The sequence below is a fragment of the Bartonella sp. SL317 genome (assembly GCF_059687655.1).
In genome coordinates this window covers 1,679,364-1,694,584 of the sequence record NZ_CM185144.1, presented here as the reverse complement: position 1 = coordinate 1,694,584, position 15,221 = coordinate 1,679,364, and the positions used below count along the sequence as shown (strand labels likewise).

General features: G+C 37.4%; 14 protein-coding genes. 2 read left to right on the top strand and 12 right to left on the bottom strand.

From position 1 onward, the window contains the following. Nucleotides 1–6 precede the first annotated feature (6 nt). The 11 genes from AC6ER9_RS06990 to tpiA all read right to left on the bottom strand — a co-directional run bounded on the left by AC6ER9_RS06990 (nucleotide 7) and on the right by tpiA (nucleotide 10,469). Nucleotides 7–1,371 (bottom strand): pyruvate dehydrogenase complex E1 component subunit beta, encoded by a 1,365-nt coding sequence (locus tag AC6ER9_RS06990; protein WP_497074052.1) that lies wholly within the window; start codon nucleotides 1,369–1,371, stop codon nucleotides 7–9. Between the two features lie 16 nt (nucleotides 1,372–1,387). Then, entirely contained in the window at nucleotides 1,388–2,428 is a 1,041-nt protein-coding gene (pdhA, locus tag AC6ER9_RS06985; protein ID WP_497074051.1) for a pyruvate dehydrogenase (acetyl-transferring) E1 component subunit alpha, read from the bottom strand. 130 nt (nucleotides 2,429–2,558) lie between these two features. Next, nucleotides 2,559–2,876, bottom strand: a complete 318-nt coding sequence (locus tag AC6ER9_RS06980) for an FtsB family cell division protein (RefSeq protein ID WP_142417142.1) — start codon at nucleotides 2,874–2,876, stop codon at nucleotides 2,559–2,561. 193 nt (nucleotides 2,877–3,069) lie between these two features. Beyond that, on the bottom strand, nucleotides 3,070–3,507 hold the full coding sequence (locus tag AC6ER9_RS06975; RefSeq protein ID WP_497074050.1) for a TM2 domain-containing protein: 438 nt from the start codon (nucleotides 3,505–3,507) through the stop codon (nucleotides 3,070–3,072). Nucleotides 3,508–3,857: 350 nt separating this feature from the next. Further along, nucleotides 3,858–4,268: a TM2 domain-containing protein gene (locus tag AC6ER9_RS06970; RefSeq protein WP_497074049.1), complete on the bottom strand. Its 411-nt coding sequence runs from the start codon at nucleotides 4,266–4,268 to the stop codon at nucleotides 3,858–3,860. A 394-nt stretch (nucleotides 4,269–4,662) separates the two neighbouring features. Further along, nucleotides 4,663–5,070 (bottom strand): TM2 domain-containing protein, encoded by a 408-nt coding sequence (locus AC6ER9_RS06965; RefSeq protein ID WP_497074048.1) that lies wholly within the window; start codon nucleotides 5,068–5,070, stop codon nucleotides 4,663–4,665. Nucleotides 5,071–5,163: 93 nt separating this feature from the next. Next, entirely contained in the window at nucleotides 5,164–6,453 is a 1,290-nt protein-coding gene (gene eno / locus AC6ER9_RS06960) for a phosphopyruvate hydratase (RefSeq protein ID WP_497074047.1), read from the bottom strand. Between the two features lie 74 nt (nucleotides 6,454–6,527). After that, a complete protein-coding gene (gene kdsA / locus AC6ER9_RS06955) occupies nucleotides 6,528–7,364 on the bottom strand; it encodes a 3-deoxy-8-phosphooctulonate synthase (RefSeq protein WP_497074046.1) in 837 nt (278 codons plus the stop codon). 34 nt (nucleotides 7,365–7,398) lie between these two features. Continuing rightward, nucleotides 7,399–9,027 (bottom strand): CTP synthase, encoded by a 1,629-nt coding sequence (gene pyrG / locus AC6ER9_RS06950; RefSeq protein ID WP_497074045.1) that lies wholly within the window; start codon nucleotides 9,025–9,027, stop codon nucleotides 7,399–7,401. A gap of 127 nt (nucleotides 9,028–9,154) precedes the next feature. Further along, nucleotides 9,155–9,622, bottom strand: a complete 468-nt coding sequence (gene secG / locus AC6ER9_RS06945) for a preprotein translocase subunit SecG (protein ID WP_497074044.1) — start codon at nucleotides 9,620–9,622, stop codon at nucleotides 9,155–9,157. An 82-nt stretch (nucleotides 9,623–9,704) separates the two neighbouring features. Then, the gene (gene tpiA, locus AC6ER9_RS06940) at nucleotides 9,705–10,469 is read right to left on the bottom strand and encodes a triose-phosphate isomerase (protein ID WP_497074043.1); all 765 of its coding nucleotides are present in this window, start codon (nucleotides 10,467–10,469) and stop codon (nucleotides 9,705–9,707) included. Between the two features lie 155 nt (nucleotides 10,470–10,624). On the opposite strand from tpiA, the gene AC6ER9_RS06935 reads away from it, so the two are divergent. Both AC6ER9_RS06935 and AC6ER9_RS06930 read left to right on the top strand, forming a co-directional pair. Continuing rightward, nucleotides 10,625–12,514 carry a peptidyl-prolyl cis-trans isomerase gene (locus AC6ER9_RS06935; protein WP_497074042.1) on the top strand — a complete coding sequence of 630 codons (1,890 nt, stop codon included), beginning with the start codon at nucleotides 10,625–10,627 and terminating at the stop codon, nucleotides 12,512–12,514. A 168-nt stretch (nucleotides 12,515–12,682) separates the two neighbouring features. Beyond that, entirely contained in the window at nucleotides 12,683–12,844 is a 162-nt protein-coding gene (locus AC6ER9_RS06930; protein WP_497074041.1) for a hypothetical protein, read from the top strand. Nucleotides 12,845–13,650: 806 nt separating this feature from the next. On the opposite strand, the gene AC6ER9_RS06925 is transcribed toward AC6ER9_RS06930, so the two are convergent. After that, nucleotides 13,651–14,511: a phytoene/squalene synthase family protein gene (locus tag AC6ER9_RS06925; RefSeq protein WP_497074040.1), complete on the bottom strand. Its 861-nt coding sequence runs from the start codon at nucleotides 14,509–14,511 to the stop codon at nucleotides 13,651–13,653. Nucleotides 14,512–15,221: the final 710 nt, after the last annotated feature.

The following is a 15,221-nucleotide window of genomic DNA, read 5'->3' as shown; positions in this document are numbered from 1 at the left end:
CCTCCGTTATGCTCTGTACGTCACAGCTTTAACGGCCTCAATAATTTCAGCCGTATCAGGCAAAGCCAACTTTTCAAGATTCGCTGCATAAGGCATCGGAACATCTTTGCCAGAAATCGTCGCAATTGGTGCATCAAGATAGTCAAAAGCTTGCTGCATAACACGCGTTGCTATTTCAGTTCCCACCGATGACTGAGGAAACCCCTCTTCAATTGTTATCAAACGACCTGTTTTTTTAACGGAAGAAAGAATTGTTGGAAGATCCATCGGACGAATGGTTCGTAAATCAATTAATTCAACGTCAATATCAAGCTTTTCAATCTCTGGTAATGCTTGAACAGCGTAATGCATTCCAATCCCGTATGCAACAATCGTCACATCTTGCCCAGACTTATGGATACGCGCTTTACCAATAGGCAAAACAAAATCATCAAGTTGAGGAACCTCAAATTGATGCCCGTATAAAATCTCATTTTCAAGGAAAATAATAGGATTATCATCACGAATAGCTGCTTTTAGTAAACCTTTTGCATCTGCTGCACTATAAGGCATAACAACTTTCAGCCCTGGGATATGACTATACCATGCAGCATAACATTGAGAATGTTGAGCACCAACACGAGCAGCAGCACCATTGGGGCCGCGAAAAACCATAGGAACGCTCATTTGTCCACCAGACATATAACGTGTTTTTGCTGCTGAATTAATAATTTGATCCATTGCCTGCATGGCAAAATTAAATGTCATAAACTCGACAATGGGGCGTAGCCCTCCAAAAGCAGCACCAACAGCCAGCCCAGCAAAGCCGTGTTCTGTAATTGGGGTATCAATAACTCGGCGCTCCCCGAATTCTTCCAACAAACCTTGGCTAACTTTATAGGCTCCTTGATATTGCGCGACTTCTTCTCCCATGAGAAAAACCTTTTCATCACGGCGCATTTCTTCAGCCAAAGCTTGATTAAGTGCTTCACGAACTGTCATTGTTACCATTTGTGTTCCCGCTGGAATATCAAAATCAGGAGGGGGCGCAAAAGTTGGAGACTGTGGAACTGAAGAAGGAAGAGCAGGAGAAGATACTTCAGATTTTTGTGATGTATTTGTAGGTTGAGAAATATCCTCAGCACGCTCACCTTCTTCTAATAAAACCGCAATAACAGTGTTAACCTTCACGCCTTCAGAGCCTTCAGGAACAAAAACTTTACCAAGAGTGCCTTCATCAACAGCCTCTACTTCCATTGTTGCCTTATCTGTTTCAATTTCAGCAATAACATCACCAGAGCTAACCTTATCACCTTCTTTTTTAAGCCACTTAGATAGTTTACCTTCTTCCATGGTTGGTGAAAGCGCCGGCATCAAAATATCAATAGACATACTTGCTTCCCTCGCATCAAACTAAAATATCAGTGTAGAGCTCAGAAGCATCTGGCTCTTGATCACTTTGTGCAAAATCTACCGCATCAGCAACAATTGCACGAATCTCTTTCTCAATAGACTTCAAATCGTCTTCACTCGCCCAATTTTTTTTAAGAATCCGACTTTTTACTTGATCAATCGGATCGTGTTCCTCTTTTATTTTTTGGACTTCTTCTTTAGAGCGATATTTCGCTGGATCAGACATGGAATGACCACGATAACGATAGGTTTGCATATCAAGAATGATCGGCCCTTTACCTGAACGAGCCCAAGAAATTGCTTCATCAGCAGCTCCTTTTACAGAGCGAACATCCATACCGTCAACAACAATACCTGGAATTTCAAAAGAAAGACCACGACGAGAAAAATCAGTTTCTGCAGATGCTCGTGAAACGGATGTTCCCATAGCATACTGATTGTTTTCAATAATATAAATAACGGGCAGTTTCCAAAGAGACGCCATATTAAAACTTTCGTAAACCTGCCCCTGATTGGCTGCACCATCACCAAAATAAACCAATGTCACATTATCTTTACCAAGATATTGATTCGAAAATGCCAAACCTGAACCTATGGGAACTTGCGCACCAACAATACCATGTCCACCATAAAAGTTCTTTTCTGTAGAGAACATATGCATCGAGCCCCCTTTCCCTTTGGAAAAGCCCCCCTGACGTCCCGTTAATTCTGCCATGACACCACGCGGGCTCATCCCAACAGCTAACATATGCCCATGATCACGATAAGACGTAATAACCTGATCCCCCTCTTTTGTTGCCTTTAAAGTCCCTATAACAACAGCTTCTTGCCCAATATAAAGATGACAAAATCCCCCAATAAGCCCCATCCCATACAGTTGTCCTGCTTTTTCTTCAAAACGGCGAATTAAGAGCATTTCACGATAAACATCAATTTCTTCCTCTTTTGTAAAATCTACTATTGATGCTTTCTTTGTGGTGCTTGATAATGCAGTGTGCGCTACCGACGCAGATTTTTTTTTAAGTCTTTCTGCCATATTAAACTCCCTTTTATGATTATTTAGGAATAACCTTTACGAACAAAAGTTACAAGCCTTATCAACCAGCTTAAACAATATCATTGCTGATTGTCGTTCAAATTAAGCGACTTTTCATTCATTTTTGCTATCATTTACAAGGCGTTAAGATTGTCAATTCATTTGGCTTAGAAACGTTTAAATTCTTTCGAACATACTCATCCAACATATCCTTTTCGATATGTCCATTGCGTAAAAGAGAAATACGCTTTTTAATGAATTCCCGCTCAGCTTCTATTTTATGAAGCTCCTTTTCCAATTCGCTAATCTGTTGATTAACCTCACTGCGTGAATACAATCCATACTCACCATGATAAATATGGTAACTGAAATAACTTAAAACGCCTACCGTCATAAGAGGTAGTACAAAGCGTACTTTGATTGATCGACGTTTTTGCTTTGTCCACATAAAATAGCACAGTCTCTACAGCACAAATTTCTTAATAGTTTTGCCCAACTATGCACGATTTTGATTAACACCTCATTACTCAATCTATAGGTGCAAACAATTTGTTATCATCAATTTGTCCCCTTAAGATAATCAAAGTAAGCTGAATGCCTCACTTTTTATATCATAATTTATATTATAAATTACATATTCACTAACTTGTGATTTTATTCCCATCTTTGTCTCTAAAGTTTCCCGTTAAAATGACTATAAAATCAATCAATACCCAAGGTGAAACTATAAAAATAATCCCTAACCCCATAGTAAACGGTATAGTTATTATACTTAATATACTTATAAGAAGCATTACAATTCCAGTTATAATTTTACCAACCATAAAACGATGAATTCCTAGTCCACCTAGAAAAAAACAAACGACCGCTAACGTCACTTTTGATTGTTGTGACTGACCTTCAGTCAAGATAGGGAAAATAGATTTAATGCTATCCCCTTCACAAACAAAATCAACGGTATCACCAATCTTCGGCGGCTTTTTTCCTGACCAATCCCAATTTGCAAATTGATAGCGCTTACCATCAGCCCCTGAAATGAAATAATTTCCTTGATCCTCACCAATAATCTTACCTTTCATCTTCACCACCTATAAAATGTTATTCATAAAGAAGTTTTTTTCTAATATGCTAATATATTGGATAAACCTCACTGCATAAATACGATCTGTATTCACCGTGATGTATTACAATTTAAAAAGCTTAAAATCCCCCAACAACTTAAAATTCCCGCAATTATAAGTGGCAATACAAAGCACGCTGTTCGATTTGTACTTTCGCTTTTCTATATGAAATATTACTTTAGTTTTCAATAGTTTTATTTAATATTTCACTTTAAAGACATATACTCAAAGTAATTTAACATTATGAACCTGATATATCCGATAACATTAAAATTAGAGAGTTCCTTGCTCTATATTATTCTAAAATTCTACCAATTTGTAATTTTATCGCCATTATCATCCCTAAAATATCCCGATAAAATAACTATAAAATCAATAAATGCCCAAGGTATAGTAACCAAGAGTCCTATACCTGTTATCGTTATAAGAAGCATTGCAATACCGGTTCCAACTTTACCAGCCATAAAGCGGTGAATTCCCAATAAACCAAAAAACCAACAAACAAGTGCTATCGCCAACCTTGATTTGTCTGACTGTGATTTACTCAACAGAGGAAGAACAGATTTAACAACATTATCTTCATATACAAAATCAACAGTATCACCAATCTTCGGAGGTTTTTCCCCTAACCAATCCCAAGTGGCAAACTGATAACGCTTACCATCTGCCCCTGAAACGAAATAATCTCCTTGATCCTGACCAATAACCCTACCCTTCATTCTTGCCCACCTATAAAGCTGTCCCTCATGTGTTATTCATAAAGAGATTATTCCTAATTTGATAATATATCGATTAACCTCACGACGTAAATAAAATTTGTAGTAGCCATGATAAACGTGAAATTAAAATAACCCAGAACTCCCCCCAATAATCTAATGTTTTCTGTTGCTATAAGCAGCAACACAAAACATATCGTTGTTGATTTACGTCGTTGTTTTACCCCTATAAAATGGCACAGTCTTTTTCACCACTTTTATTTAACGGTATATATTTTTCTTAATATCTCACATTAAAGAAATAGAGTACAATAATTTGGCATGATGAACTTAATATATTTATAAAACATAAAAAGCGAACTGAATACCCTGTTCTTTACATCATGACAAAATTTTCTCACAAATCTGTAATCTGATTCCCATTTTTATCTGTAAATCTTCCAGCGACAATCAGTATAAAATCAACGATTGCCCAAATACCGGAAATCATCAATCCAATAACCGATAAAGATAAAACAAGCATTAAAGCACCTGTCCGAACTCTCCCAACCATAAAGCGATGGACACCAAAGATACCCGCACACCAACAAAGGAGTGCAAACATTATCCTTGAATTCTCTGTACTTGGTCTCAACAATGGAAAAACAGAACTGACAACATCCCCTTCACAGACAAAATCAACGGTATCTCCAATCCTTGGTGGTTTCTTTCCCAACCAATCCCAAGTCGCAAATTGATAACGTTTATCATCATCACCCGAAACGAGATACGTTCCTTGATCTTGGCTAATAATTACACCTCTCATCTTAATCCCTATAAATTTAAATGCCTATAAAATCACTGCGTATATGTCTTTAATAAGACAGTTCAATTTCATAATCTAAATAATATCATACTCTCATACTTTGCACTCACAACGATTAACGATTATATCACCAGCATAACATGCTTGGGCCCCTAGCATTTCCTCAATACGAATAAGTTGATTATACTTTGCTAATCTATCCGAACGTGCAAGAGAACCAGTTTTAATTTGTCCACAGTTCGCTGCAACCGCAAGATCTGCAATAAAAGAATCCTCTGTTTCACCTGAGCGATGAGATATAATGGCACGATAGCCTGCTTTATGGGCAACTTCTACAGCATCAAGTGTTTCACTCAATGTCCCAATTTGATTAACTTTTATGAGAATAGAATTGCCTACCCCCATTTTGATACCCTCACGCAAACGTGCTGAGTTTGTTACAAACAAATCATCGCCCACAAGCTGACATTTCTCTCCAATTGTGTCAGTAAGGAGCTTCCATCCTTCCCAATCATCCTCTGCCATTCCATCTTCAATGGTAATAATAGGATAACTTTTCACAAGGTTCTCTAAATAATCTACCTGTTCTTGAATATCACGGCATTTGCCTTCACCTTTATAAAAATATGAGCCATTTTTATAAAATTCAGTGGAAGCACAGTCTAAACCAAGGGCAATCTCTTCACCTAGTTTATAGCCACATGAGATGATAGATTCCATAATAAAGTCAATTGCTTGATCTGCACTTTTAAATTGCGGTGCAAAACCACCTTCATCACCAACATTGGTATTATGCCCCGCATCTTTTAAACGCTTTTTCAATGCATGGAAAACTTCAGCACCATAACGGATGGCCTCTCTCACGGTAGGGGCTCCTACAGGAATAATCATAAACTCTTGAAAATCAATCAGATTATCAGCATGAACGCCACCATTAATAATATTCATCATGGGAGTTGGAAGAATATGCGCTTGCGTCCCACCAATATAACGATACAAGGGTAAATTTAATGAGTCCGCAGCAGCTTTTGCAACAGCCAATGAAACGCCAAGAAGTGCATTAGCACCAAGACGAGATTTATTTGGCGTTCCATCCAAAGCAATCATTGCTTGATCAATAGCGATCTGATCTCTTGCATCCCGTCCACCAAGTTCTTCAAGAATTTCGCCATTAACTGCTGCAACTGCTTTTTCAACACCTTTCCCTTGATAACGCGGACCACCATCACGAAGCTCAACAGCCTCATGTGCCCCCGTTGAAGCTCCTGAAGGAACCAGAGCACGACCAAAAGCTCCATTTTCTAAATAAACATCAACTTCCACCGTTGGATTACCACGGCTATCAAGAACCTCACGCCCAATGATATCGACAATTATAGTCATCTATGTTTCCCTATCCAATAAAAGTCACGCCCATTTCTAATGCCCTACTCATGGAACATTTTTCTCTTCTTATCTTAATTTAGCTTTTTTGACAGATAGTCAAATTCCATTAAAGTCTCAAGCAATCTTTGTAAATCATCAATTTTAATCATATTAGGACCATCAGAAGGCGCATGATCTGGATCTTGATGCGTTTCTAAGAAAATACCTGCAACCCCCACAGAAACAGCCGCACGCGCTAAAATTTCAACAAACTGCCGCTGTCCACCAGATGAAGACCCCTGCCCTCCAGGTTCTTGAACAGAATGTGTTGCATCGAAAATAACAGGAGCCCCAAATGAACGTAAGACAGGCAACGAACGCATATCCGAAATAAGTCGGTTATAACCAAATGACGTGCCGCGCTCACAAAGCATCACATTGGGATTACCACTGTAAACAACCTTTTGTAAAACATTTTCCATATCCCACGGCGCCAAAAACTGACCTTTTTTAATATTAATAACATGCCCTGTTTTGGCAGCTGCAACCAAAAGATCTGTTTGACGACATAAAAAAGCCGGTATTTGTAAAACATCAACTGTCGAAGAAACAATCCTACATTGCTCTTCGGTATGCACATCAGTCAATATGGGACAATCAAACTCTTTTTTTAAATCAGAAAAAATAGCCATTGCTTTTTCAAGACCAATGCCACGTGCGGCACTCAAAGAGGTTCGATTAGCTTTGTCATAACTCGATTTATAAACAAACCCAATACCAAGCTGATCAGTAATTATTTTAATCCGACCAGCCATTTCAAAAGCATGATCACGACTTTCCATCTGACACGGCCCTGCAATTAATGAAAAAGGCATTTCATTTGAAAAAATAACATTTCCAACTTTTACACGAGCATTTGGTTTCGTCATTTTATCCCTCAAAAAAAGTAACAAAACTTATGTACTAAACCAATCGACTTTGTTCTACAGCGGCCTCAATAAAAGAAGAAAAAAGCGGATGTGGATCAAAAGGACGTGATTTTAGTTCTGGATGATATTGAACAGCAATGAACCATGGATGATCTGCATATTCTATTGTTTCCGGCAAAATACCATCGGGAGACATGCCAGAAAAAATCAAACCACACTGTTCTAACTGATCTTTATAATCAATATTGACTTCATAACGATGGCGATGCCGTTCAACAATCTTTGTCATCCCATAAATTTTGGCAATATGGCTCTCTTCTTTTAATTCAGCAGCAAAAGCACCAAGGCGCATAGATCCGCCAAGGTCACCATTTCTTGTCCGCTTTTCAAGAACATCGCCTTTGAGCCATTCCGTCATTAAACCTACAATTGGATTTTCTGTTTCGCAAAACTCACTTGATGAAGCATTCTTAATCTTTGCAATATTGCGTGCAGCTTCTATACAAGCCAATTGCATGCCAAAACAAATCCCTAAAAATGGAATTTTACGCTCTCGTGCAAATTGAATTGCTCGAATCTTCCCTTCAGCCCCTCGAGCCCCAAAAGCCCCAGGAACCAAAATTCCATGCGCTTTTTGTAAAGCTAAAATAGAATCTTCTTTTTCAAGAAGTTGCGAATCAATCCACTCAATATTAACTTTTACTTTATTCGCTAAACCACCATGTGCAATCGCTTCGATAAGAGATTTATAAGCATCCTTTAAGCCTGTATATTTTCCTACAATAGCAATTGTAACTTCTCCTTCAGGATGGTGAATGCGATGCGTAATATCTTCCCAACGATCCATCTGAGGAGGAGGAGCCGTATCGATTCCAAAAGCACAAAGAACTTCAGAATCTAACCCCTCTTTATGATAGGCCATAGGAACATCATAAATTGTTGGCATATCTAATGCCTGAATGACGGCATTGGAACGAACATTGCAAAAAAGTGATAACTTGCACCGCTCGGTTTCTGGAATAGAGCGATCGGCACGTACAAGCAAAATATCAGGAGAAATACCAACTGATTGCAATTCTTTGACAGAATGTTGTGTTGGTTTGGTTTTTAATTCCCCTGCCGAAGAAATATAAGGCATTAATGTAAGATGGACATAAACGACATTTTGTCGGAAAAGTTCATTACCAAGCTGACGAATCGCTTCTAGAAAGGGCATGGCCTCAATATCACCAACCGTTCCCCCTATTTCACATAAAACAAAATCAAACTCTTCATTTCCCGTCGTAATGAATCGCTTAATTTCATCTGTAACATGCGGAATAACTTGAACTGTTGCTCCTAAATAATCACCCCGCCGCTCTCGTTCGATGATATTACGATAAATACGCCCTGTTGTAATATTATCTTGGCTATTTGCGGAACGACCTGTAAAACGCTCATAATGACCAAGATCAAGATCCGTTTCTGCCCCATCATCGGTTACAAACACCTCACCATGTTGATAAGGCGACATGGTCCCTGGATCAACATTTAAATAAGGATCAAGTTTGCGAAGGCGCACATGATAACCACGAGCCTGTAATAACGCCGCTAACGACGCTGCTGCGATGCCTTTTCCAAGGGAAGAAACCACACCACCAGTAATAAAAACATAACGTGCCATGGGCTTATGTTGATAAGCAATTTATAATGATTTTTCCAGTAAAAAATGCAAAAAGAAATAATTTTTCTTCTAAAATAAAAAAAGGTGAAAAAATCACCTTTTAAAAAAGTCCATATTTTCTAAAAAACTATTTTGTACTGTTATCTGGAGCTGTCTTTTCAAAAACAGGTGGAACTGGGCTTTCCGCTTCAGGCGTTGTAGACTGTTTTTGTTCTTGCTTTTGTTCCAGCGTGGAATCCACAGCGCCTCCGAGCTGTTCAAGAATAGAGGGCGAGGACTCACCATTCGGTGATGGAACTGATTCTAAACTTTGATTGTTGGAATTATGTTGTGAATGAGCTGGTATACGTTTTAAAATGTCAGAACTAGAGTTTGATATACTTCCCACCACACTAAGCCCAATGGACACAACAAAAAAACAACAGGCTAAAATAGCTGTCAAACGCGTTAAAGGGTTCTGAGATCCACGGGCTTTCATCAACCCTGAGCTATTATTACTCACACCGAGCCCACCACCTTCTGAAGGTTGGATTAAGATAACCCCAACCAAAGTAATCACAATCAATAGATGAATAACAATAAGTACTGTTTGCATAAACCCTGCTCTTCAAATAACTCTTTCATGGTTGTTTACACATAAATAACACACAATCCAAGAGGGAACTCAAATTTCTCTGCTATAATTTACGACAAACATCGCAAATAGTTAAAAAATCAATTGCTTTTAAGCTAGCTCCACCAATCAAAGCACCATTAACATGTGCAATGCTTAAAAGCTCAAAGGCATTGGATGGCTTTACGGATCCGCCATAAAGTAAACGCATCTTATTTCCTTCATCACCAAAACGAGCACGCATCTCATCACGAATGAAATGATGCACTTTTGCAATATCTTCTGAAGTCGCCGTATTGCCAGTGCCTATCGCCCAAATAGGTTCATAGGCGATAATGGTATTTTCTGCTGTTGCATCATCTGGTAAAGATCCTGCAAGCTGCTGCTCAAGAACATCCAACACTTCATTATTATTACGCTCCTCCAATGTTTCCCCAATACACACAAGAGCTACAAGACCTGCGCGCCACGCAGCTTGCACTTTGGCACGAACAATTGCATTATTTTCCTTATACACTGTACGACGTTCTGAATGCCCAAGAATAACATGACTTGCTCCGGCTTCTTTAAGCATAAAAGCTGAAATATCTCCCGTATAAGGACCATGATCATCAAAGTGACAATTTTGTCCTCCTAAAAGGAGATTAGCACCATCCAGCGTATCAGAAGCACGCGATAAAAGCGTTGCTGGAACGCAAATAAGCGCTTCAAATAGATGACGGAAATCAGAGCTTATACCTGTAGCAATAGCACGCAACTCTCCAAGTGATTCATTTGTTCCATTCATTTTCCAATTTCCAGCAAGAAAAGGTCTAATATTTGGAGACATATTTTTACCTCAAGAGTTCTTATAACACTTTAATTTGTCTGTAGTATCAAATTATAAAACGAAAGCAAGTCTTTAAAAGCTTGCATCTTTTGTCTCTTTATTGCAAATTCCATTACTGCTTTGGTAATAACTTATGTTAAAAATGGAATTGAACAATGCTTGACGTCATAAGAAGTGCTACAAATTCTTGGATTTCCAGAACTTTCTTGGCTATTTTACTCTTATGTTTCATTCTTTTATGGGGGATACCACAGCTACACACAAAAAGCGAAAGAGATCTCATTACTTCTGGAAAGTCCACAGCAACTATTGACGATTATCATCTCGCACTTGCCGATCAAAGTTCACGTTTAGCACAGGCGGCCCATCTTGGACGAATGTTTACACCAAATGAAATGCAGCAATATCAAATTCCTGCTTTGGTGTTTAATCAATTACAACAAAATGTACTCCTTGATGAGCAAGTTCGTAAAATGAAAATAAGTCTTTCAAAAGATACTATAGCTCATACAATTGCTTCTGATAAGATGTTCCAAGTAAATGGCACTTTTGATAAAAATTTATTTCAAAACTATCTTCAGTATTTACGGATCAGCGAAAGTGCTTTTCTTAATTATTATACTAAACAAGAAAAGCGTAATCAACTTATTACAGCTTTGCTTTCTGATATGAAAGCACCTGATCTCTTTTATAAAGCCCTTGCTCTTTATCAAGGAGAAATGCGGAGTGCTGATTATCTTGTTATTGACCTAAAAGAAAAGCAAACAATTGCTGATCCTGATCATGAAACACTACAAAAATGGTTTGAAACACATCAAAATGAATTTCGCACTCCAGAATACCGCACTGTCTCTTTACTCTCTATGGAACTTAATGATTTCGTAAAACCTCAAGATATCTCAATAGATGAAGCAAAAGCCTATTATACGAAAAATGCTTCCCGTTTTGTAACGCCTGAAAAACGTACATTTGAAGAACTGCGATTTTCCACACGTAAAGAAGCTGATAATGCAGCCAAAAAAATGACCGATGGATTGAGTTTTGATGAGCTGGTAAAAGCTGAAAAAAAGACTCTTAATGATATAAAAAAAGGGCCTCTTGCAGAAAATGAACTTCCTAATCATCTCGCATCTGAAGTTTTTGAACTCCAACAGGGGGAAGTTAGCCCTGTCATCAATGACTTACAGGGGCCTGTTCTCATTCGCGTCACCCATATTGAGCCTGCAAGTTCTCTCCCCTTTGAAAGGGTAGAAGAAAATATTCGTCAAACGCTTGCCAAAAATCGTGCTAATGATGAGATTCGTAACAATTATGTTGCCATTGAAAATGCTCGTTTTGAGGGTGCTTCTCTTAAAGAACTTGCCGAGCAATACAACTTATCTTTGCGCACAATTACCCTTGATCAAACGGGAAAAACGCTTGAAGGTACCCTCCTCACGGATTTACCTGAAAAAGATATTCTACTGAATGCCATTTATAAAGCAAATGAAGATGTTGATCTTGACCCTCTCTCTTTTCAACATGGTGGATATCTCTGGTATAAGGTCGATAAAATTATTCCTGCCCGCGATAAAACACTTGAAGAATCAAAGATAGATGCTCTTTCTCAATGGAAAAGTGAAGAAACTCAACGCCTTCTTGATGAAAAAGCCCAAAACGTTCTCAATCAGCTTAGGGAAGGAAAAAGTCTTGTTGCTCTTGCGCGTACACTTGGTGTTACAAAACACACAACACAAGCCCTCCGGCGTCAAGACTCATCTGAAACCCTTGGGGCTGAAGGGATTAAAGCACTATTTTCCGGTCCCAAAGATCATTATGGCATCATAAAAGGTCCTGTTGCAACAAACCGTATCATTTATCAAATAAAAACTGTAACGATGCCTAAAGATATCACGCCTCATACTCTTTCACCTGATATCCGTACCAATATAGATATGATGATAAGAGAAGATCTCAAGTTAGAAGTGCTACAAATTGCCAATAAGGAAAATCCTTTGGAAATTAATAGCACGAATTATAATCAGATCTTTAACGCTCTCCAATAAAGAGAGGGGGACATAAGTTAAAGAGCTTACTTGATAGGGTTTCTGTCACCATTTCATCTGTCGTTGAAAAGGTAAGATAAATCTCTTGTTTACTGATATCTTAAGATCGACATTACAATTCATTTTCTTGCAAGTCAGTGCATTTATGGATTTGCAAGAAAATGGGGAATGAAATGTCGAGGCGTTTTTTTCAACGCAGTAAGCAATATTACTCATCCAAAAGCTGTAAAGGTTGTCACCAATTCAGCTCTCAATATCATCCCCGATTATCATCCCCATTGCCATTCATTGACAGCGCATCATATTGCTCCTCTTGATATTCCTTCATAAGGAACCTATTGCTTTTTTCTTAAATGATTTTTGTTAACACATCCAACTTATAACATGAAAAACACTTTTAAAATTCATTCTAGACATGATTTAAAATGAGAAAATCTTCTTCTCTTCAAGGCCTTTATTCAATATGAATGAAAAACGAACTCTCATGGTAAATCAATTTTTTCATAGATCATAACAACCATCAATTATGACTTCATAATTTTAATTTCTCAAAAGTGAACGTTTTTATCGATTTATAGAATGCCAAGATAACATCTCTCATAAGAAGGAATCATATCTCATTTGCAAATGAAATGCGATCAACATATTCAGAATACTTAAAAGTTTTTATCCTAGAAAACCAATGTAATTAAGCTTTATCTTATGTTTTGTTATCATTGGATAAGACATTGATTTATAATGATACTATATAATGATTCATATTGAATAAAAATTCTGAATACCGTAAGATTCTTTTATTCTAAATCTTTTCCATGTTGAATCAGTCAAAACCTCTCACTTGCACATTATAAATGGAATGAGCATTTGAATAAACATTAAAGAGAGGAGATAGATCTTATAAAGAGTCTCAAGTGCCAAGGGCGGCCGTAACATTGGGAGCTGGCCAGTAATAACAATAGTGCTGGCTTTCCTCTCATCCATCCAATACATCGTATTTTAAAAGATTATGAAATTTCTCACTCTTTTGCGCTCATAAAAACCAACACATCAATATTTTTTGATAACAAAAAAATGGTTTCGTATCACGAGCATCCCCTTTATCTTCAATATGAAAAAATTAGTCTAATTTTTATCTTTTACACTATCTTTGGAAGATTACTGCTCATTGCTGTCCTTGTTATCAACCAATAGCGATATATCAATGGCAAAGTTGCATTTTCTTGAAAAACGGCTGCCCCTAGCTGGAGAGCCTTTTGAAGAGAAGCCGGTATAATGGCCAAGGGAAGAAATGCGGGCTTAAGAGCTCTAGGTAAAGTACAAGAATACGCGTAAAATTTGCTATAATGATCACGTGATAATGCTACCATAGCTTCAACAATACGGCTTTTTTGTTGATCACTGAGACGATGAGAATCTAAATCCTCCCTGTTTACTCCTACAGCCTTCAAAATATCAGTAGGTAAATAATATTGATATCGTGATTTCATGAATGATAAAAGGCGCAATACACCGCTTAATCCTTGAGCAATTCCCCCATGTTCATAGATATCTGTAAAATCTTGTGCGGCATCAGGATCTAATATCTGACAAGAAAGCTGTAAAATTATACTTGCTGTCTCACCACAATAGTGCTCGAGCTCATGGAGCGATTCTATTGGATTGTGGTAAAGGTCCAAAATTTGTGCATCACAATACCGTAAAAAAGCTGCCTTAGGTAAATTAAAAAGAGTTATTGCTGTCAATAAATCACTCAAAATCGGATTACTTCCACTCGTTTGCTCTTCACCATGTGCGATAGAATCATACCACCAGCGTAATCGTATTTCTCCGATGAGTGGATCATGAACACTTTCACGAATACGAGAAATCTCAGCATTAAATGCGTACAAAGCCGCCAATGCTTGACGCTTTTTTTTAGGCGCAAATAAAACCGATATATAGCGATCACGATCTATGTTACGTAAAATATCAAGACAATAAGGAAGAGAACTTACCATTCTATGAACCGATTAACGTCCCCTTTTTTAGCCATTAAATTAATAATTCTCTTTTTATTCATATTAAAAATAATAAAGCCTAGAAAATAAGATTTTTCAATATTTCTCTTAATGTATGATGAATTAAGACTTCCTTTCTAATCACTTTTCTTTTCTGAAAAAAAAGTGTTAAAAATGAAATAAATCATTTTTTTAATAAAATTCATCTTATCCAACTTATGTCATAAAAACAGCTAAAAACTAATCATAACATGTATGGTGAAACTTAGATAGAACAACAGACAACACAAAACACTTTTGACTGAATAGATAACAAGGCACTTTTATAAAACATGCACTGATTACAAAAACTTAATTAACTTATTAGCCTTCTTCCCATCCTAAAGATAAAAGTCCCTACCCGCACCTATTTATCAAAAACCCAATTACACTTGATGGAATCTTATTGTTATCAACAAATTGATTTATAATAATAATTTATTTTTTTGCATGTTGAGTTAAAAAACAAATATCGTCATTAAAATTATCTTATTTCAAACCTATTTTATGTTAAAATAATCAAAACTATTCTCTTGCATGCCACAAGCGAAGCGGGTGCGTAGATTTAAAAAAAAGAATAAAAATGCCTTTTATGCAGCATCTCAAGTGCTAGAGGCTTATCCCTTATCTGATGCACGAGATACTACAAGCTGGCTCAGTTCTAAATACTT

What these genes read in the sequence shown, in the direction of transcription:
- AC6ER9_RS06990 (WP_497074052.1), bottom strand. Translation starts at nt 1,371, where the DNA reads ATGTCTATTGATATTTTGATGCCGGCGCTTTCACCAACCATGGAAGAA.
- pdhA (WP_497074051.1), bottom strand. Translation starts at nt 2,428, where the DNA reads ATGGCAGAAAGACTTAAAAAAAAATCTGCGTCGGTAGCGCACACTGCA.
- AC6ER9_RS06980 (WP_142417142.1), bottom strand. Translation starts at nt 2,876, where the DNA reads ATGTGGACAAAGCAAAAACGTCGATCAATCAAAGTACGCTTTGTACTA.
- AC6ER9_RS06975 (WP_497074050.1), bottom strand. Translation starts at nt 3,507, where the DNA reads ATGAAAGGTAAGATTATTGGTGAGGATCAAGGAAATTATTTCATTTCA.
- AC6ER9_RS06970 (WP_497074049.1), bottom strand. Translation starts at nt 4,268, where the DNA reads ATGAAGGGTAGGGTTATTGGTCAGGATCAAGGAGATTATTTCGTTTCA.
- AC6ER9_RS06965 (WP_497074048.1), bottom strand. Translation starts at nt 5,070, where the DNA reads ATGAGAGGTGTAATTATTAGCCAAGATCAAGGAACGTATCTCGTTTCG.
- eno (WP_497074047.1), bottom strand. Translation starts at nt 6,453, where the DNA reads ATGACTATAATTGTCGATATCATTGGGCGTGAGGTTCTTGATAGCCGT.
- kdsA (WP_497074046.1), bottom strand. Translation starts at nt 7,364, where the DNA reads ATGACGAAACCAAATGCTCGTGTAAAAGTTGGAAATGTTATTTTTTCA.
- pyrG (WP_497074045.1), bottom strand. Translation starts at nt 9,027, where the DNA reads ATGGCACGTTATGTTTTTATTACTGGTGGTGTGGTTTCTTCCCTTGGA.
- secG (WP_497074044.1), bottom strand. Translation starts at nt 9,622, where the DNA reads ATGCAAACAGTACTTATTGTTATTCATCTATTGATTGTGATTACTTTG.
- tpiA (WP_497074043.1), bottom strand. Translation starts at nt 10,469, where the DNA reads ATGTCTCCAAATATTAGACCTTTTCTTGCTGGAAATTGGAAAATGAAT.
- AC6ER9_RS06935 (WP_497074042.1), top strand. Translation starts at nt 10,625, where the DNA reads ATGCTTGACGTCATAAGAAGTGCTACAAATTCTTGGATTTCCAGAACT.
- AC6ER9_RS06930 (WP_497074041.1), top strand. Translation starts at nt 12,683, where the DNA reads ATGAAATGTCGAGGCGTTTTTTTCAACGCAGTAAGCAATATTACTCAT.
- AC6ER9_RS06925 (WP_497074040.1), bottom strand. Translation starts at nt 14,511, where the DNA reads ATGGTAAGTTCTCTTCCTTATTGTCTTGATATTTTACGTAACATAGAT.